The organism is Streptomyces sp. DH41 (genome assembly GCF_029813785.1).
In the GTDB taxonomy this organism is placed as follows: Bacteria; Actinomycetota; Actinomycetes; order Streptomycetales; family Streptomycetaceae; genus Streptomyces.
The window spans coordinates 19,994-38,612 of record NZ_JARVKY010000003.1 but is presented as its reverse complement, the minus strand read 5'-3'; the positions used below and the strand labels follow the sequence as shown (position 1 = coordinate 38,612).

Annotated in this window: 11 protein-coding genes and 1 pseudogene; 7 read left to right on the top strand and 5 right to left on the bottom strand. The window is 74.8% G+C overall.

All coding sequences use genetic code 11. The annotated features are described in order from the left end of the window. Positions 1–13 precede the first annotated feature (13 nt). Genes pcaH through pcaDC form a run of 4 tightly spaced genes read left to right on the top strand, consistent with a single transcriptional unit; the run spans position 14 to position 3,845 of the window. The gene (pcaH, locus tag QC283_RS06735) at positions 14–787 is read left to right on the top strand and encodes a protocatechuate 3,4-dioxygenase subunit beta (protein ID WP_279560438.1); all 774 of its coding nucleotides are present in this window, start codon (positions 14–16) and stop codon (positions 785–787) included. A gap of 6 nt (positions 788–793) precedes the next feature. Continuing rightward, positions 794–1,399, top strand: coding sequence for a protocatechuate 3,4-dioxygenase subunit alpha (gene pcaG, locus QC283_RS06730; RefSeq protein WP_279560437.1), 606 nt, complete (start codon positions 794–796; stop codon positions 1,397–1,399). Further along, positions 1,396–2,727, top strand: a complete 1,332-nt coding sequence (gene pcaB, locus QC283_RS06725) for a 3-carboxy-cis,cis-muconate cycloisomerase (protein WP_279560436.1) — start codon at positions 1,396–1,398, stop codon at positions 2,725–2,727. Before pcaG ends, pcaB begins: the two co-directional genes overlap by 4 nt. 2 nt (positions 2,728–2,729) lie before the next feature. Then, positions 2,730–3,845, top strand: coding sequence for a bifunctional 3-oxoadipate enol-lactonase/4-carboxymuconolactone decarboxylase PcaDC (gene pcaDC, locus QC283_RS06720; protein WP_279560435.1), 1,116 nt, complete (start codon positions 2,730–2,732; stop codon positions 3,843–3,845). Positions 3,846–3,847: 2 nt separating this feature from the next. Here pcaDC and QC283_RS06715 read toward each other — a convergent pair whose 3' ends face one another. Then, positions 3,848–6,526 carry an ATP-binding protein gene (locus tag QC283_RS06715; protein WP_279560434.1) on the bottom strand — a complete coding sequence of 893 codons (2,679 nt, stop codon included), beginning with the start codon at positions 6,524–6,526 and terminating at the stop codon, positions 3,848–3,850. A 323-nt stretch (positions 6,527–6,849) separates the two neighbouring features. On the opposite strand from QC283_RS06715, the pseudogene QC283_RS06710 reads away from it, so the two are divergent. Continuing rightward, positions 6,850–7,915, top strand: a pseudogene (locus QC283_RS06710) (DUF2510 domain-containing protein). A gap of 144 nt (positions 7,916–8,059) precedes the next feature. Here QC283_RS06710 and QC283_RS06705 read toward each other — a convergent pair. Further along, positions 8,060–8,674, bottom strand: a complete 615-nt coding sequence (locus tag QC283_RS06705) for a TetR/AcrR family transcriptional regulator (protein WP_279560433.1) — start codon at positions 8,672–8,674, stop codon at positions 8,060–8,062. A 211-nt stretch (positions 8,675–8,885) separates the two neighbouring features. Between QC283_RS06705 and QC283_RS06700 the strand changes: the two genes are divergently transcribed. After that, positions 8,886–9,692, top strand: a complete 807-nt coding sequence (locus QC283_RS06700) for a phosphatase PAP2 family protein (protein WP_279560432.1) — start codon at positions 8,886–8,888, stop codon at positions 9,690–9,692. Then, positions 9,689–10,723, top strand: a complete 1,035-nt coding sequence (locus tag QC283_RS06695) for a hypothetical protein (protein WP_279560431.1) — start codon at positions 9,689–9,691, stop codon at positions 10,721–10,723. Before QC283_RS06700 ends, QC283_RS06695 begins: the two co-directional genes overlap by 4 nt. A 19-nt stretch (positions 10,724–10,742) precedes the next feature. Here the strand turns inward: QC283_RS06695 and QC283_RS06690 are convergent, their stop codons facing one another. The 3 genes from QC283_RS06690 to QC283_RS06680 all read right to left on the bottom strand — a co-directional run bounded on the left by QC283_RS06690 (position 10,743) and on the right by QC283_RS06680 (position 18,573). Continuing rightward, a complete protein-coding gene (locus tag QC283_RS06690) occupies positions 10,743–12,797 on the bottom strand; it encodes a phosphocholine-specific phospholipase C (RefSeq protein ID WP_279560430.1) in 2,055 nt (684 codons plus the stop codon). A 380-nt stretch (positions 12,798–13,177) separates the two neighbouring features. Next, positions 13,178–15,058 carry an SWIM zinc finger family protein gene (locus QC283_RS06685; protein WP_279560429.1) on the bottom strand — a complete coding sequence of 627 codons (1,881 nt, stop codon included), beginning with the start codon at positions 15,056–15,058 and terminating at the stop codon, positions 13,178–13,180. Then, the gene (locus QC283_RS06680; protein ID WP_279560428.1) at positions 15,055–18,573 is read right to left on the bottom strand and encodes a DUF5682 family protein; all 3,519 of its coding nucleotides are present in this window, start codon (positions 18,571–18,573) and stop codon (positions 15,055–15,057) included. Before QC283_RS06680 ends, QC283_RS06685 begins: the two co-directional genes overlap by 4 nt. Positions 18,574–18,619: the final 46 nt, after the last annotated feature.

Sequence of the window (18,619 nt, the reverse complement as noted above, 5' to 3'; positions counted from 1 at the left end):
CACGGGAATCACGATGACTCTCACCCAGCACGACATCGACGCGGAGATCGCGGCCGAGCACGCCGCGTACGAGAAGCGGGTCGCCGGCGGCGCGCCCGTCGAGCACCACCCGCGCCGCGACTACGCCCCGTACCGCTCCTCGGTACTGCGCCACCCGAAGCGGCCGCCGGTCTCCATCGACGTCTCCAAGGACCCGGAACTGGTGGAGCTGTCCTCCCCCGCCTTCGGGGAGCGGGACATCACCGAGATCGACAACGACCTGACCCGGCAGCACACCGGGGAGCCGGTCGGCGAGCGCATCACCGTCTCCGGGCGCCTCCTGGACCGCGACGGCAGGCCCGTGCGCGGCCAGCTCGTCGAGATCTGGCAGGCGAACTCGGCTGGCCGCTACGCCCACCAGCGCGAGCAGCACGACGCCCCGCTGGACCCGAACTTCACCGGCGTGGGCCGCACCCTCTCCGACGACGACGGCTTCTACCGCTTCACCACCGTCCAGCCCGGCCCCTACCCGTGGCGCAACCACGTCAACGCCTGGCGCCCCGCCCACATCCACTTCTCGGTGTTCGGCTCGGCCTTCACCCAGCGGCTCGTGACGCAGATGTACTTCCCCAACGACCCGCTGTTCCCGTACGACCCGATCCTGCAGTCCGTGACGGACGACGCCGCCCGGCAGCGGCTGATCGCGACGTACGACCACAGCCTGTCCGTGCCCGAGTTCTCGCTCGGCTACCACTGGGACATCGTGCTCGACGGCCCGAACGCCACCTGGATCGAAGAAGGACGCTGACCCGCCATGACGAAGACCGACACGAGCATCCCGGAGAACGTGCTGCCGACGCCGTCGCACACGGTCGGCCCCTTCTACGGGTACGCGCTGCCCTTCCGCGGCGGCGAGGACATCGCACCCGCCGGGCACCCGGACACGGTCACCGTGCACGGGTACGTGTACGACGGCGAGGGCGCCCCCCTGCCGGACGCGCTCCTCGAGGTGTGGGGGCCCGGCCCGGACGGCAAGCTGCCGACGGCCGACGGCTCCATGCGCCGCGACCCGGCCTCCGGCGGCTTCCTCGGCCGCAACGGCGTGGAGTTCACCGGCTTCGGGCGCATCCAGACCGACGCGAACGGCCACTGGTACGCGCGGACGCTGCGGCCCGGGGCGCGCGGGGGCAGCGCGCCGTACGTCAGCGTGTGCGTGTTCGCGCGCGGGCTGCTCGTGCACCTGTTCACCCGGATCTACCTGCCGGGCGACGAAGCGGCGCTCGCGGCTGACCCGCTGCTGTCCCGGGTGGACGCCGAGCGCCGCGACACGCTGATCGCCACGGACGAGGGCAACGGGACGTACCGTTTCGACATCCGCCTTCAGGGCGAGGGCGAGACGGTCTTCCTGGAGTTCCAGTGACATCAGCTACCGACACGGGCGGCCTGCTCGCCCCCGGATGGACGGGCTCGCCGGCCGCCGACGCCACCGACGACCGCGCCTTCCTGCGGGCGCTGCTCGACGCGGAGGCGGCGCTGACCCGTGCTCAGGCCGGGCTGGGACTCGCCCCGGCCGAGGCGGCTGCGGCGGTGACCGACGCGGCCGACCCGGACCGGTTCGACGTCCGCTCCCTGGCCGAGCGCGCCCGCGGCGGCGGGAACCCGGTGATCCCGCTGGTGGCCGACCTGACGCGGGCGGTGGGCGAGGAGTACGGGCCGTACGTGCACCGGGGCGCGACCAGCCAGGACATCCTGGACTCGGCGACGGTTCTGGTCGCCGCCCGCACCCTGGACCTGCTGCTGGCCGACCTCGCCCGCACCGAGCGGGCGCTGGCCCGGCTGGCCGCCGAGCACCGGGACACGGCGATGCCGGGCCGGACGCTCACCCAGCACGCCGTGCCGACGACCTTCGGGCTGAAGGCGGCCGGCTGGCGCACGCTGGTCCTCGACGCACGGGACCGGATCACCGCCGTACGCGACGCGCTGCCCGCCCAACTCGGCGGCGCGGCGGGCACCCTGGCCGCCTTCGGGGCGTACGGCGCGACGGACCCGACCGCGCTGCCGGCGGCGTACGCCCGTGAACTGGGCCTGCGGGCCCCCTTGTTGCCCTGGCACACGCTGCGCACGCCGGTCGCCGACCTGGCCGGCTGCCTCGCCTTCACCGCCGGGGCGCTCGGGAAGATCGCGGCGGACGTGCTCGTCCTCTCCCGCACCGAGACCGCCGAGGTCGCCGAGGGCAGCGGAGGCGGCTCGTCGGCGATGCCGCACAAGGCCAATCCCGTACGGTCCACGCTGATCGCGGCCGCCGCCCGGCGCGCGCCGCAGCTCGCGGCCACGCTGTACGGCTCGCTGGCCGCGGAGGACGAGCGGCCGGCCGGTGCCTGGCACGCCGAGTGGGAGCCGCTGCGGGACCTGCTGCGGCTGACCGGCGGCGCGGCCCGTGACGCCGCGGAGCTGACCGAGGGGCTCCAGGTCCGCCCGGACGCGATGCGTGCGCACCTCGGCCTCACCCACGGGCTGATCGTGTCCGAGCGGCTCTCCGCCGAACTGGCGCCGGTGCTCGGGCGCGCCCGCGCCAAGGAGCTGCTCACCGAGCTGGCCGGGCGGACGTACGCCGAGGACCGTGGTCTGGGTGAACTTCTGGCCGAGGTACCGGAGTTGTCCGGCCTCGACCTCGGCGCGCTGACCGACCCCGCCCGTTACACCGGCTCCGCCGAAGCCCTGACCGACCGTGCTCTGGAGCGACGTTGACCATGCTTAACCACCTGTCCGAAGGCCCCCTCTCCGCTCCCCCGGTGCTGCTGGGTCCCTCGCTGGGCACCTCGTACGCGCTGTGGGACAAGGTGGCGCCCGAGCTGTCCATCGGGCACCGGGTGATCCGCTGGGACCTGCCGGGTCACGGGGGTTCGGCGGCGGAGCTGATCGGGCCGGGCGCCACCGTCGGTGACCTCGCCGGCCTGGTGCTCGCGCTCGCCGACTCGCTCGGGGTTCAGCGGTTCGCCTACGCCGGGGTGTCGCTGGGCGGCGCGGTGGGTCTGCATCTGGCCGTGCACCATCCGGAGCGGGTGTCGTCGCTGGCCGTCGTCTGCTCGTCGGCGCACTTCAACGGTGCGAAGGCGTGGGAGGAACGGGCCGCGACGGTGCGCGCGGAGGGCCTGGCGAAGCTCGCGGCGAGCGCGGACGACCGGTGGTTCACACCGGGGTTCACCGTGCCGGAGCTGGTCCGGGACCACCGGGACGCCGATCCGGAGGCGTACGCCGCCTGCTGCGACGCGCTGGCCGCGTTCGACCTGCGGGACCGGCTCGGCGACATCACCGCGCCGACACTGCTGATCGCGGGCCGCCAGGACCCGGCGACGCCGCCCGCGCATCTGCGGGAGATCGCCGACGCGGTGCCGGACGCGACGCTGACCGAGCTGCCGGGGGCCTCGCACCTGGCGCCGGCGGAGCGTCCCGAGGCGGTGCTGACCGCGCTGCGGGCGCACTTCGACGGCGGTGCCAGGCGGGGCATGGCGGTACGGCGCGAGGTGCTCGGCGACGCGCACGTGGACCGGGCGCAGGGGCGGCAGACCCCGTTCACCGCCCGCTTCCAGGACTTCATCTCGCGCTACGCCTGGGGCGAGATCTGGACCGACGCGACCCTCTCGCGCCGTGAGCGCAGCATGATCACGATGACGGCGCTGGTCGCGCACGGCCACTACGAGGAGCTGGCCATGCACGTACGGGCGGCGCGGCGCAACGGGCTGACGCCGGACGAGATCGGGGCGGTGCTGCTGCAGACGGCGGTGTACTGCGGGGTGCCGGCCGCGAACTCGGCGTTCGCGGCGGCCCAGCGGGTGCTGGCCGAGGAGGACGGCGCCGCCGGCTGACCTCAGCTCAGGGAGCCCGCCGCCAGTGCCTCGCGGGCCCGTGCCACCAGCCCGTCCGCGCCGCACGAGTCCGCCAGCGCCAGGCCACGGTTCAGCTCGGCCGCCGAGCGGGCCGCGATGCCGTACTCCACGCGGGCCGCGGCGTGCTCGTACTGGCAGGGCGACGACTCGAGATAGGCGACGGCCTGGGCGGCGAGCCGGACCGCGCGCTGGCCGGTCTCCAGCGCGGCGGCGCAGCGCAGGGCCTCCCCTATCGCGGTGTCCGTGCCGAAGCGCTCGGCCTGGCGACGGGCGTCGGAGGCCAGTCGGGCGGCGCGGGCGGGGTCCTCCGCGGCGAGGGCCCGGGCGAGCTCGGTCGCCCAGGGGGCCACCACCGGGTTGTGCCGGCCGCGGGCGGCCGCCGACTTCTCGGCGGCCTCCAGTTCGTTGATGCCCTCCTTGACGCGGCCCGTGGCGAGCAGCAACCGCCCGCGTACGGAGCGGGGTTCGGGCAGCACGATCGTGGACGGGTACGGCGGGTCGAAGCCGTACCGGTCGGCGACCGACCTGGCCTCCTCGACATGGCCGCGGGCCAGCAGGACGTCGACCAGGTTGCAGACCGCGGACCAGTACAGCGGCAGGCCGCGGCCGACGCGTTCCGCGATGCGCAGTGATTCGCGCAGGGTCGCCTCGGCCTCCTTGAGGCGGCCCCGCCTGCGATGGCCGAGCCCGACGTAGGTGTGCGCGAGGGCGAGGTGGCCGCCGCTCCAGCCGGCGGTCTCGTAGGCGCGCAGGGCCTCGGTGAACAGTGCCTCGGCGCGGTCGAGGCGGTCGGTGTAGGCGTAGCAGTTGGCGAGCATCATGGGCAGTTCCAGGCCCCACTCGTTGTCGGTCCAGCCGAGCCCGGAGGCGAGGCGGCCGTTGACGAGGGTGCGGTCGCACAGTTCGACGACCTCCTCGGCGTTCTCACCGCGGGTCATGGCGTCGAAGCCGCGCAGGATGAGCAGGGCGCGCTCGGTGTTGTCCCGGCCGGTGCAGGTCCCGGCGAGATCGGCGAGGCGCGCGGAACGGCCGGGCGAGGACGTCTCGCCGGGGTGGATGCCCTCCCACATGTACTGGACGGCCTGCATCCGCAGCCGGGCGGACGGGTCCGGGTTCCGGGCGGCCTCCGCCTCGACGGTGCGGACGGCCTCCTCCAGCTGGTTGTTGTGGACGAGGGCCTCGGAGAGCCGGAAGACGGCGTTGAAGCGTTGTTCGCCGTCGAGGCCGGGCATGGCGAGGGCGGTGCGCAGATGCCCGATGGTGGTGGCGGGAGCGGTGAGCAGGGACGCGCAGCCCAGTTCGTAGAGCACGCGCGCGTGCCTGTCGGGCAACGGCGGTTCCTCCAGGGCGCGTTCGAGGCAGCGGCGGGCCGCGTCCGGCGCGCCGACGGCGAGGTGCTCGCGGGCGGCTTCGCGCAGCTGTTCGACGACCTCCGGATCGTCGTCGGGATACACCTGGAGCAGATGGCGGGAGGCGGCCGCGGCACCGAGTCGGGAGTCGGCGAGCAGCTGGGCCGCTATTCCGTGCATCGCCGTGCGCAGCGCGCCGGGGATGGAGTTGTAGACGGCGGTGGCGATCAGCGGGTGGACGAACTCCAGCTCGCACACGTCCGGTTGACCGGCGGCGGGGTCGGTCGCGGCGAGGATGCGGGCGTTGCGCAGCAGTTCGGCGCAGCGGGCGGCGTCGTCGTGGTCGAGGGTGGCGAGCCGGGCCACCATGTCGACGGTGATGCCGCTGCCGAGGATGGCGGCGGCCCAGGCGAACCGGGTGGAGTCGACGCCGAGTTGCTCGAGGCGGGCGACGAGGCCGCCGCCCCGGGCGGAGCGGTTCAGCGGGCGCAGTTCGGCGGCCTGGGCCTCGACCGGTTCCAGTTCGCTGTCCTGGGTCCTGGCGAGGAGTTCGACGGTCTCGTAGGGGTTGCCGCCGGTGACGGCCCACACCTCGCGGCAGAACGCGGCGTCGGCGTGGTCGCCCAGCGTGGCGCGGGTGAGTCCGGCCGTCGCTTCGGGGGTGAGGGCGTTCAGCGGGGCGAGCGGGCGGCCCAGGGCGGAGGCCGCGTCCAGGAGGCGGGCGCTGTCGCCGCTGACGTCGCCGGGGCGGCGGGCGATCACGACCAGGACGGAGGTCTCGTCGAGCCGGTCGGCGAAGGCGGCGAGCCAGCGCAGGGTCTCCTGGTCGGCCCAGTGGGCGTCGTCGATCAGCAGCACGAGCGGCCACTCCCGGCGGGCGAGCCGGCGTACGGCGGCGACCAGGCCGTCGCACACACCCTGCGGGTCGGCCCGCCGCTCGCCGGGGTCCGCGATACCGAGGGCGGGGCCCGCGATGTCGTACCAGTCGCCGAGGTACTCGCGCGCCTCCTCCGGGAGCATGGACACGAGCGCGGGCTGGAGCAGTTGGCGTACGACGTTGAAGGGGACGGACCTGAGGGTCTCGCCGCCGCGCGCCGACCAGACGGTGCAGCCCCGGGCCTCGGCGATCCGTCGGGTCTCGGCGAGCAGCGCGGTCTTGCCGAGTCCGGCCTCGCCCCGGGCCTCCAGGAGGCTGCCGGAGGACGAGCGGTCCGCGCACAGGGTGTCGATCGCCCGTGTGAGGGTGGCGACTTCCTCCTCACGCTCCCACAGAGAGGCCGATGCGGCGCCCGTCCGCCGTACCTCCGTCATCCCGCTACCTCCCCGAGTCGCCCGAATGACGTACGACCTTGAGCCTAGCCGCCCGATGGCGCAAGTGGTGGGTGTCGGAGCAGCAGTTGCCGTGACGGGTGACATGCGGTAAAGCGCGGACGACGCGCCAAGCCCGTCATCAGCGACGGTACCGGGCGACGGCCGTCAACCCGCCGTGAGCGGCGCCGGACCGGCGAGCCGTACCGCGGACCGGCGGATGTCCTCCGGGCGGGTCGACGGGCGGCCCGCCCAGGGGGGCGCGGCGGGCGGACCGGCACCGGGCCTCTCATCCCGCTTTCACCGACGCCTCATACGGTGGGCACATGACGCAGGTGACTCCTCCCGGGTGGTACCCGGACCCCGGACAGAAGAATGACGGTCCCGCCACCGAACGCTGGTGGGACGGCAAGGCGTGGACGGACCAGGTCCGCCCCGCGGGACCGGCCGCCGCGTGGGAGCCTCCTACGCCGCCGCCGGCACAACCCCCGGCGCAGACGCCCGCCCAGCCTCCGGCGCAGCCGCCCGTGCACGACACCGTGCCCGCGTACGACACCGTGCCCGCGCCGTATCCCGTGCACCCGGGCTATCCGGGGCTCCCCGTCCAGCCGCCGTCCGCGCGGCGGCGCCGGCTGCGTACCGGTATAGCCGTGGCCGCCGCCGTGGCCGTGCTGGCCGGCATCGGTGTCGGCGTGTACGTGCTGGCCGACGACGGTCCGGGCGGCGACAGCGCCTCCTCGCAGGCGGACCGGCGCGGCCCCGGCGGCCAGAACGACCCCTTCGGCGGCCCGGGCGGCGGCGAGGGCGGCGAGTCGCCCGCGCCCGACTCCCCGGACGGATCCGAACCGCCCACGATCGACAGCGGATCGGTGACGGACCCGGTCAGCGGGATCAGCCTGCCCATTCCGGACGGCTGGTCGGGCCAGCAGATGTCGGTGGGCGCGACGGTTGACGTCGGACGACAGCTACGAGTGCCCCGGCGACACCTCCGCGACCTGCACCAAGGGCGGCGCCTACTCGGCTCCCGCGGTGGTGCTGGGCACGAAGGGCGGCACCGCCGAGGCGGTCGCGAAGGCCGACATCGAGGCGAACGCCGAGGAGTCCTACGGCGGTGAGTCCTACGGCGGGATCACCTCGCACGAGGAACTGGCGTCCAAGGCGGTCACGGTCGCCGGACAGAAGGGCTATCTGGTCCGCTGGAAGGCGGTCACCAGCGAGGGCTCCGACGGCTACGTCGAGTCGCTCGCCTTCCCGGCACCCGCCGACCCCGAGCGCATCGTCGTCGTCCGGTTCGGCGTCGACGTCGGGGAGCGGCAGTCGGTGATCGACGAGATCACCAAGGGCATCGAGGCCGACTCCTCCGCAGGCGGCGGCGACGGACAGGACGTCTGACCGGCCCCCGGACAGCAGTCGGCCGGGTGGGCCCCCTTCCGCTCAGAGGGGTCCCACCCGGCCGGGGGTGCGCGCCGCCCCCGTCCCCACGGTGCGGCGCGGGCAGGCCACCGTCCAGTCATCCCATGGACGGCGACCTGAGTCTCAGGGGAGGCCGAGCGCCGGCAGCACGACGGCCTCCACGAACCCGACGAGGTACTCCGCGTCGGCCTGCTCGCCCTCGACGACGGGCCGCATCCGCAGCATGCCGAACAGCTGCGCCGGTACGTACTCCAGTGCCGGATGGCCGGCGGGGATCTCTCCCCGCGCGACGCCCCGCCCGAGGATCTCCCTCAGCGCGGCGATCTCCGGCTCGACGAGCGCCTCGCGCAGCGCGCACTGGAGCTCCGGGTCCTGCATGACCGCGTGGCCGAGCGCCTGGAGCAGCCCGGTGTCCTTGCCCGCTCCCTCGCCCGCGGCCCGGGCCGCCTGGCGCAGGTCCTCGGCCAGCGACCCGGTGTCGATGCGGACGAAGCGCGCCCGGCGGCGGGAGCGCAGCGCCGCGGCCACGAACTGCGGCTTGGTCTTCCACTGCCGGTAGAGCGTGGACTTGCTGCACCGGGTGCTGGCCGCGACGCCGTCCATGGTGACGGCGTCATAGCCGCAGGCCCGGACCTGTTCGAGCACGGCGTCGAAGAACTCCTGCTCACGCTCCGGCGTGAGCTTGGAGCGGCGCGAGGTGCCGACCGTTTCCGGTCGGTCCGCGGCCTGCGGCGTCATCTGCTCTGCTCTCCTCTTCCGGTCCAGCGGCGCTGGTGGCCGCCTCGAGCGGCCTACGACAGTGTGTCGCGTGTCTATCGATACACGAGTGTACCGGTACATCAGCGTATCGGTACACTGGCGTATCGGAACGAGGTCGTATCGATGAAAACCGTCACATGCCCCCGTGCCCGTGAGCCACAAGCACCACCGTCAGCGAAAGGGCCGGGGGATGAACGCCCGCACCGAGCCTGCAGAAGCAGGGCAGGACGCGCACGCGCGCCCGGCGCTCGTCCGTGAGCTCCTGCTCGTGGCCGGGCTCTTCCTCGTGTACAAGCTCGGCCGGCGGCTGGCGACCGGCCACACCGCCGAGGCCTTCCGCAACGCCCACCACGTGTGGGACTGGGAACGCGCCCTCCGGCTGCCGGACGAGGGCGCGGTGCAGTCCCTGCTCCTCCACGGCGACGGCCTCGTACACGCGGCGAACACCTACTACGCCGCCGTCCACTTCCCGGCCACCGCGGCCTTCCTGGTCTGGCTCTACCTGCGACGGCCGGGACACTACGTGTGGGCCCGCCGGGTGCTGGCCGCCGTGACCGGCGCCGCGCTGGTGGTGCACCTCCTCTTTCCACTCGCCCCGCCGCGCTTGCTGGGCGCCACCGGGCTGATCGACACGGCCCGGGTCTTCGGTCCCTCGGTGTACGGCCCGCCGAGCACCGACCAGTTGTCGAACCAGTTCGCGGCCATGCCGTCGCTGCACTTCGGCTGGGCCCTGATGCTGGCGGTCGGTCTGATCGTCGCGACGCGGTCGCGCCTGCGATGGCTGTGGCTGCTGCATCCGCTGCTGACGCTGCTGGTGATCGTGGGCACCGCGAACCACTACTGGCTCGACGTGCTCGTGGCGGCGGCCCTGATCGGTCTCGCCCTCGCGGTGATCCGACCGGCGCACCGGCCGCGGGGTGCCGTGACACACCGCCGGCCCGAGTTCCGCCGCCGGACGGCGTCGGAACGGCACGAGCTGGTGGGGGCGGGCCGATGAGCGCGGCCCTGATCGCCGTCCTGCTGTCCCTGGTCTCCGCCTGTGCCTACGCCGCCGCGGCAGTCGCCCAGGAACGGCTGGCCTCCCGCGACTCCGGCACGGGCGCGCTGCGGCTGCTGGCGTCCGGCGCCTGGTGGTGGTCCGTCGCCCTCAACGCCTCGGCCGCGCTGCTGCACGTCGTGGCCCTGAAGTACGGTCCGCTCACCGTGGTCCAGCCGCTCGGCGCGCTCACCCTGGTCGCGGCGGTGCCGCTGGGGGCGCGGCTGGCGGGCCGGCGGGTGAGCGCGGTCGAGTGGCGGGGCACCGGACTGACCCTGCTGGGGCTGGGCGCACTGCTGCTCACCGCGTCCGGACCCGCGCCCGACGACGTACTGAGCGTGTCCGAGGCACTGGCGGTCTCCGGCGCGACGGCGGCGCTGATCGGCATGCTGTCGTGGCCCGGCGCCCGGCCCGGACTGCGGCACGCTTCGGCGTCGGGCATCGCCTCCGGGGTCGCCTCGGCACTCACCCAGACCGTCACGGTCGCCGTCACGGACCGCTCCGGCCCGCTGCTCAGCGCACAGGTGATCGGGGTGGCGGCGCTGGTGGCGGCCTTCGCGGCGGGCGGACTGCTGCTGTCGCAGACGGCGTACCGGGGCGGTCTGGGCGCACCGCTGGCGGTGGTGACCCTGGCCAACCCGGTGGCCGCCGCGGTGATCGGGCTGTCCCTGCTCGGTGAGCGGCTGCGGGGCGGCCCGGCCGGTGTGCTGCTCGCGCTGGCCGGTGCGGCGCTGGCCGCCTGGGGCGTGGTCCAGCTGAGCCGGGCGACACCCCGGCGGCCCGACGACGCCGGTTCACCGGCCGCCGCGCCGGAGCCGGCGGCGACCGTGACGGCGCGGGCGACAGTGGGTCGGACATCGGCCGGGCGGGAACCGGTGGGCAGGGACCCAGTCGTACCAGCGCAGGTGAAGCAGGACCAGGTCGGACCCGCACCGGTGGGGCCGGTGACAGTGCCCCGGCAGCCGGGGCCGGGGCGCCTCACGCGGCTGTAGGACGTCCTGCCGGCGACCGTCAGTCCGTGACGATCGCCGGGTCGCTCACCCCCGGCCGGCCGTTCTCCACGTGTCCGGCGAGGCGCCGCAGAAACGCGGGGTCGGCCTCGGAGGTGACGCTCAGGTCGTACCAGCGCCGGCTCCCCGCGAGGTCGACGGTGTGACGCACGGTGGCTCCGGGGCGCACGGTGATCGTCCGGCTCCGCCCGCCGTAGGCGTTCGCGACCCGGAGACGGACCGTCCCGGTCCCGGTGTTGGTGAGCGTCAGCCGGACGTCGTCGCCGGTGTGCCGCGCGGTGACCTCGGGTCCGGTGACCGTGTTGGGGCCCCGGAAGACGCGCAGGAAACCGTTGGGGCCGTGCACGGTCAGGTCGTACGAACCGTCGGAGTAGGCCGAGTTCCAGGTGTCCGCGATGCTCTTGCCGGCCTCGGTGGTGTACGTCCAGGGGCCGTCGGTGCGGTTGCCTGAGGTGACGAGGAAGGCGGCACCGGCACCGGCGCCGGAGGCGAACGTGAGCGTGAGCTTCCCTCCCGCCGCGTCCACGGCCCCGTCCACCCGCGGGGCGTACCGCAGGGGGCGGGCGGGGCGCAGGCCGCGTTCCTGCCGGGGCATGTCCGGGTCCGCGGGCGGCGTCGGGCGGTAGTCCGGGTGGCGTTCGCGGTCCGGCGGCTCGTAGGCGTCGGTGTCCGGCAGGTCGGCCGGCCGGCTGTCCTCGCGGGAGAAGTCGAAGGCGGCGGTCAGGTCGCCGCAGATCGCGCGCCGCCACGGCGAGATGCCCGGCTCCCGCACGCCGAAGCGGCGCTCCATGAACCGGATGACCGAGGTGTGGTCGAAGGTCTCCGAGCAGACGAAGCCGCCCTTGCTCCAGGGGGAGACGACCAGCATGGGCACGCGCGGGCCGAGCCCGTAGAGGCCCTCGCGGTGGGTTCCGCTGCCCTCGAAGACGTCCAGGGAGACGTCGACGGTGGACAGACCCCGCGCCGCGGACTTCGGCGGCAGCGGCGGCACCAGGTGGTCGAAGAAGCCGTCGTTCTCGTCGTACGTGATGAACAGGGCGGTCTTCGCCCACACAGCGGGGTTGGACGTGAGCGCGTCCAGCACCTGGGAGATGTACCAGGCGCCGTAGTTGGACGGCCAGTTGGAGTGCTCGGAGAAGGCCTCCGGGGCGGCTATCCAGGAGATCTTCGGCAGCCGGTCCGCCTTGACGTCGGCGCGGAGCCGGTCGAAGTAGCCGTCGCCGTTCTTCGCGTCGGTGCCGGTGCGGGCCTTGTCGTACCAGGGGTCGCCGGGCTTGGCGTCGCGGTACTTGTTGAAGTACAGCAGGGAGTTGTCGCCGTAGTTGCCGCGGTAGGCGTCGTCGATCCAGCCCCAGTGGCCGGCCGCGTCCAGGCCGTCGCCGATGTCCTGGTAGATCTTCCAGGAGATCCCGGCCTCCTCCAGCCGCTCGGGGTACGTCGTCCAGTCGTAGCCCAGTTCGTCGTTGCCGAGGACCGGGCCGCCGCCCTTGCCGTCGTTGCCCGTGTGCCCCGACCACATGTAGTAGCGGTTGGGGTCGGTGGAGCCGATGAAGGAGCAGTGGTAGGCGTCGCAGACGGTGAAGGCGTCGGCGAGGGCGTAGTGGAAGGGGATGTCGTCGCGGGTCAGGTACGCCATGGTGGTGGTGCCCTTGGCGGGCAGCCAGCGGTCGTACTTGCCGTTGTGGTACGCGTCCTGGCCGTCGGACCAGCCGTGCGGAAGCCCCTCCAGGAACCGCATGCCGAGATCGTCGGCCTCGGGGTGGAAGGGCAGCACGTCCGTGCCGTCGCCCTTGGGCTGGTGCCACACCGACTTGCCGGTGTCCAGGGTCACCGGATGCGGGTCGCCGAAGCCGCGGACGCCGCGCAGTCTGCCGAAGTAGTGGTCGAACGAACGGTTCTCCTGCATCAGGACGACGATGTGCTCGACGTCCTCGATGGTCCCCGAGCGATGGTTCGCCGGGAGCGCGGCGGCCCGCTCGACACTCGCCGACAGCGCGCCGAACGCCGTTGTCGTGCCCGCGAGTTGGAGGAACCGGCGACGGTTGACTTCGGGCATGGGGTGAGGAGCCTCTCGCCTTGGGGGGCCAACCGGCCGGACGGGTGCCGGATGGTGACGGAACGCGCGCGGAAGGAGTGTTTCAGGAGCGGCGAACGTCGGGGAAGGGACCGGTGGCGCCCAGGTGAAAGTCGCCGGTACACGTGAGGGAGGCGCGCGTGCGGAGAGCGGGCGGCAGGAAAAACACCTCGCCCGGACGGGCCCGCGTCCCTAGGCTGACCGGAGCGGGAGCGCGCGCTGCCCGCAGGCTGCGGGGCCGTGGCAGAGCGGCCCATCGCGATCGACGTGGACGAGGCTCCGTGCATGTCGACTGACGGGAACCGGGCGGGCCCTGCCCCTCCTGTCCGCGGGTTCGAATCCCGCCGGCCCCGCCGCCGAGCTCATCCGCGCCAGCTCGCGTCGCGCAGGGCTGCCTCGGCTCCGGCGAGGTAGACGGCGGTGGCGAGCCACTGGGCCGCATACCGGTCCTGATCGCCGTCGTCGAGGCGGCCGAACGCGTCGCGGGTGCGCCGAGCGGCCACCGTGCCGAGCGTGGCGGCCAGTGCGGCGCCCGTGACGAATCCGCCGCGGCGCAGCGCGAGCACGTGGCCGTGGCGGTCGTCGTCGCGCGCGGGTTCGGCGGCGGCCCGGCGTCCGCCCGCGACGGCCAGCTCGACCAGCCGGCGAACGCGCCAGAGCGGCGAGTCGGCGGCGGTGGCCGGCGCGGGAGCGCCGAAGGGCGCGGACGGAGGCGGGAGGTCCGGTGGCAAGTGGTCGCTCCCGAGATGGTCGTAGCCGAGATCGGCGCGGCCCTGCCAGGCGCCCGGGAGGCGCAGGGTGGCCTCGGTACCGGGTACCGCGCCCACGGCCAGCGGGCGGAGGGTGGTGGCCCGGTCGGGGTCGACGCGCCCCAGGACCCGGATCCGCAGCCCCGGACGCGCGCCGAGCCGCCGCAGGTTGGCGGTGTGGGCGAGACCGGGATGACGGTGCGCGGGGGCCAGCCTGACCGGCGGTCCGGGAGTGGGTCGTCCTGCCGGGGACGCGTCGCCACCCCGCCCCGGCACCACCCGGACCACGAGTTCCTCGCCGTCGGCCGCGAGGATCTCCACGTCGCAGCCGGTCAGTGGCCGGGCGTGCCCGGCTTCCCCGGGGCCACCCGTGAGGGCCGCCGGGAGCCGGTCGGTGGCGGACCCGGTGACCTGGCCGGCGGCGACCGGCGGCGCGTCCGCGGCGGTCCAGGGGCGTCCGGCGGCGAAGGTGGCACGGACCCCCTTCTCCGGCAGGAGGCGACCGTCCGGGGAGACCGCGGCGCCGGAGAGGATCAGGCCGCCGCGGGACATCTGGAAGTGGTCGCTCAGGAAGGACCGGATGGCGACATGGGCGGTGCCGGCTCGGCGGGCCCGGGCCGGGCCGCCCGGCTCGACGTCGCGGAGCGTGTACCAGCGGCCGTCGTCGGCCACCAGGTGGGTGACCACTCCGCCGAGGCCGTCCGGCCCGATGACCGGTTCGCGGCAGACTCCGTAGAGCCGCAGCGGTCCGTCGGGGTGGTGGTTGCGGCGGACGGAACCGACGAGTGCCGGGTCGGGGTCGCCGTCCTTCACCCGGCGGGTGACGAGGAGGAGTTCACGCAGGGCGGCGACCAGGTCGGCGAGGCTGTGGGGGCGGTCCGGGTCCCGCGCGTCCCGCAGGTGGCGCACCACCCCCAGGGCGGCGGTCTCCGCGCGGTGCAGGCCCGCCAGCCGGGCCGTGTGGGCGGCGCGGAGCAGTTCGGCCTGAACGACCGGTCCCGCACCGGCCCTTCCGGCGGAGAGCACGGTCGCCCCCGCCGCCCACAGTCCGGCCGCGGCACGAACCTGGTCGGCCTGGACCGCCGGGCCCCCCGCGTCGGGCGGACGGTGCGCAGACCGCGGTGCTGCCTCGGCTGTGGACCCGGTGGATGCGGAGGGGGTAGAACCGGCGGGCGGGGCGGGTTCGGCGTCGGCGACCGGGCAGGCGCCCAGGACCGCCGTCCGGTGCAGGCAGCGCGGTGCCAGGAGGCAGGTGCAGCGGGCCTGTGCGGCGTCGGTGACCGCGCCGGACGGGCCCGGCGCCAGTGTCACCGTGACGTCGTCGCCGCAGCGGACGCCGAACGTCCCGTCCCCGGTGGTGACCTGCGCGGCGGCCAGGGCCTCGACCGCCGCGTCGAGTCTGCCACGCAGCCGCGTGGTCAGACTCTCCACCGCGGAGGCGAGGACCTCCGGCGCGACCGGTGGGAGTGGGCTGTCCGGACGGGTGGGGGTCATCGGGTCGCTCCACGGACGCGCTCGCCCACCCAGCGGGCCAGCGAGAGGGGACTGAGGGCGGCCACCGGCATACCGGCGGCGACGAGTCGCCGGGTGACCGGCACCGAGTAGCGGGGCACCCCGTCACCGTCCAGGGCGGCGCAGCCCAGCGCCTGGACACCGGCACCGACCACGGCCCTGACCTCGGCCAGCAACCCCTCGATCGCGGCTCCCTCCTCGAAGTCACTGACGACCACCATCAGCGTGCGGTTCGGCACCCGCACCAGCGTGCGGGCGTGCGCGACTCCGGCCGCGATGTGCGTGCCGCCGCCCACCCTCACCTCCAGCAGCAGGGAGAGCGGGTCTGCGACCCGGTCGGTGAGGTCGACGACCTGTGTGCCGAAGGTGAGGAAGTGGGTGGAGAGCATGGGCGCGCCGCCCAGTACGGCGGCGGTGATCGCCGACCAGATGACCGAGGACTCCATGGACGCGGAGACGTCGACGACGAGGATCAGCCGCCAGTCGTTCTCCCGTGCGGCGCGGGTGGTGAAGACCGGCCGTTCGGGGATGACCTCGACCCCGCCGTCCTCCAGACGGCGGGTGTGGGTGAGGTTGGCCCGCAGCGTGCGGGGCAGGTCGAGCCGGCCGCCGGGGCGCCGGGTGGGGCGCGGCGTGGTGAGGCCGGTCAGCGTGGGACGCAGCCGGGTGGCGAGTTCCCGGGTGAGGTCGTCGATCAGCCGTTTGACGAGCGGCCTGAGGCTCTCCACGCGCTGTTCGGGCATCCCCCTGGCGAGCGACAGCACGGCGGACAGCAGCTCCACGGAGGGGCGTACCGAGGCGGGGTCGAGGTGGGCGATGACGTCCGTACGGCCGCTCTCCACGGCGCGTCCCAGGACTTCCTCCCGGATGTCCGCGCCGAAGAGTGCCTCGAGTTGCTCGGCCCAGTGCCGGGCACTGGGAAAGCCCGGGCCCCGGCCGCCGGTGCGGTCGCCGTCGTCGTCGCGGCCGCCGGGCGGGTCCGCCTCACCGCCGTCCTCCTCGCCGCCGCCCCTGCTCTCCCCGTCTTCCGTCCCGTCCTGCCCGAACAGCTCGTCGAGGGCCCAGGCGTACGGCATGAGGTCCGGGGGCAGCTTCGCCGTGTCGCGGCTCAGCAGCAGCCGCCAGCGGTCGGCGGGGCGGATCCGTGCGGCCCCGGGCCCCGGCCGGTTCGGGGCCGGGTCTTGCGTGTGCGGCGAGGAAGGGGCGCCGGTGTCCGTGCGCGCCGGCGCCGAGGGACTCACCAGCCCGGCCAGCCCCACCGCCCGCAGCACGGCGAGTCCTTCGTGGTCGGCCTCGGCCCACCGTCCGGCCAGCTCGGCGGAGGCGGGGAGCCGCAGGTCGGGCCGGTGGCCCAGACGGCCGGTCACGGCCGCGAGCAGTCGGCCCCGGCCGGCCGGGGTCAGCGCCCGGAAGCCGCCGCGCAGTGCGGGGAGCCGGTCGAGGAAGTCGCGGTCGCTCATGGTCTCGACGCGCTCGAACAGCGGGTCCAGGGCGGTGGGTACGTACTCCATCAGTGGACCGGCGGCGATGAGCACCCCCGTGAGCCGGCGCTCGAGCCGACGCCGGGTGTCCGGTCCGGTGGCCGTGTCGACCCACCCGGCGAGCCTTCGGCCGAGCAGGTCCGAACCGTCCAGGTCGAGCAGCACCCGGGCGGCGAGGGCCGCACCCTGGACCAGCGGGGACCCCGTGACGGAGAGCCGGTACAGCTCGCCGTCCAACCGCAGGCCGAGGCGTTCCTCGCCGCTTCGGACGGCCAGGGTGACGATCGCGAGAGCGTCCTCTTCCTCGCCGCTGCCCGCCAGCCCCGGCAGGGCACGCACGGCTGCTTCCAGCACGGTGTCGAAGAGCCCGGCCGCCCGGAGGCGTACCCGTTCGGTGGTGCCGGGCAGGTGTTCGCGCCGTATGGACTCCAACAGGTCCAGGGCATGGAGCAGTTCGGGCAGTGTGGCCGTGGCGGGCAGTACGCGCGCGGCCTCGGTGAGGCAGTCGCCGATCAGGTCGGGCAGCGCGCATCTGGCCGCGGCGCCCAGGACTTCGACGACCTGGGCCGGGGTGGTTCCGCCGGCGGCCCGCGACGCACGACGGTGGTTCTCGCGGAGAGTGCCGTCGGCCGCCTGGGCGGCGGTGACGCCTCTGACTCCCACCAGTTCGAGCCGGGCGACGACCGCCGGGGTCCAGGCCGCCCGCCAGCGGGTGGTGAGAGCGCTCCCGTCCCCCGTGGCGGACACCTCGGCAGGCTCGGCGTAGCCCACTCCGCACTCCCGCAGGCGCTGGAGCAGGATCTCGCGCCGGGCGTCGAGGGCGGAGCGGAGCGGCTGGAGCCGGAGCTCCCGGCGGTCGGGGCCGCCCGGGCCGGGCAGCCGCAGCGAGGCGAGCTCCGCCTCCACCCAGGGGCCGAGTCCGGAACGGGGTGTGCCGGGGGCGAGGTGACCGCGCTCCGCGCCGACGAGTACCGGTTCCAGGACCCGGCCGAGCGGTTCGCCCTGGCCCAGTACGGACGTCACCGCTTCCAGCAGTTCGCTTCGGCCGGGGGCGGGCAGGCCGCGCAGGGTGCCGAGGTCGCAGGCCAGCCGCAGGGTCTCGATCGCCTCGCCGGTTCCCGCGGTGTGCCCGGACGCGCGGATCTCCCGGCAGAGTTCGGTGATGACGCGCGCGGCGGCGTCGCGTATCCGGCCGGGATCGCCCCCGGCGTCGAGCACGGCCTGCCGCCAGCGCGGGTCGCGGACGCCGGCCGGGTAGCCGGAGCGGGGGTCCAGCAGGGCGAAGGCGTAGGGCACGAGCGAGGTGACGACCGCCGAGCCGCCACCGGGAAGGCCGTCGGCAGGCGCCGCCGGCCGCGGAGGTTCCTCTTCGCCCGTCAGGCCGGGGGCGTGGAAGGCGCCGATCACCGCCGCGACCCGGCGCCCCTTCGCGGCGGCGACGGCGGCGGCGCGGCGCATGTGTGCCTCGCGGGCCAGGTCGACGGCCGCGACACCGCCGTGCGTCCGCCGGTACCGGCGCAGCGCCCGGCCGACGTGCAGGGCGGCACGGCGTACGGCCTCGGGAGTGCTGCCCGGAGCCGACGACTCCACGGTGCGGTCCCACAGGTCGTCCTCGTCCGGCCCGGCCGGTCCCGCGCAGGCGTCGGCTCCGGCCGGCCACCGGGGGTCGGTGAGGGGGAGATCGGCGCAGATCACCTCCGCGCCCCGTGCCCGTGCCCAGCGGATCGCCGCCAGTTCCGGAGAGAAGTCGGCGAGGGGGTACGAGCGCAGCCGTCCGTCCTCGTACGCGCCGGTCAGGGCCACCGGCGCGGCGGTGCGCGGGTCGGAGAGGTACGGCAGCCACGGCTGGAAGTCGGCCGGCAGTTCGACGCAGACGACGTCGGCCGCCGCGGCGTCCAGCAGCCGGGGTACGGCGGCGGCGAGTGCGGGACTGTGGTGCCGTACGCCGATCAGGTAAGGCCGGGTGCGGGTCTCCGGCGCGGCCACCTGAGCGGCCGCCTCTTCTCTCGCGGTCATGCGGTCATGGGTCCCAGTGAGTGGTTCGGCGGGGGACGGCCGCACG

Excerpts from the sequence above, each read along its gene's own strand:
- QC283_RS06685 (WP_279560429.1), bottom strand. The coding sequence starts at position 15,058 with ATGACCCCCACCCGTCCGGACAGCCCACTCCCACCGGTCGCGCCGGAG.
- QC283_RS06695 (WP_279560431.1), top strand. The coding sequence starts at position 9,689 with ATGAGCGCGGCCCTGATCGCCGTCCTGCTGTCCCTGGTCTCCGCCTGT.
- QC283_RS06700 (WP_279560432.1), top strand. The coding sequence starts at position 8,886 with ATGAACGCCCGCACCGAGCCTGCAGAAGCAGGGCAGGACGCGCACGCG.
- pcaH (WP_279560438.1), top strand. The coding sequence starts at position 14 with ATGACTCTCACCCAGCACGACATCGACGCGGAGATCGCGGCCGAGCAC.
- QC283_RS06680 (WP_279560428.1), bottom strand. The coding sequence starts at position 18,573 with ATGACCGCGAGAGAAGAGGCGGCCGCTCAGGTGGCCGCGCCGGAGACC.
- QC283_RS06705 (WP_279560433.1), bottom strand. The coding sequence starts at position 8,674 with ATGACGCCGCAGGCCGCGGACCGACCGGAAACGGTCGGCACCTCGCGC.
- QC283_RS06690 (WP_279560430.1), bottom strand. The coding sequence starts at position 12,797 with ATGCCCGAAGTCAACCGTCGCCGGTTCCTCCAACTCGCGGGCACGACA.
- pcaG (WP_279560437.1), top strand. The coding sequence starts at position 794 with ATGACGAAGACCGACACGAGCATCCCGGAGAACGTGCTGCCGACGCCG.
- QC283_RS06715 (WP_279560434.1), bottom strand. The coding sequence starts at position 6,526 with ATGACGGAGGTACGGCGGACGGGCGCCGCATCGGCCTCTCTGTGGGAG.
- pcaDC (WP_279560435.1), top strand. The coding sequence starts at position 2,730 with ATGCTTAACCACCTGTCCGAAGGCCCCCTCTCCGCTCCCCCGGTGCTG.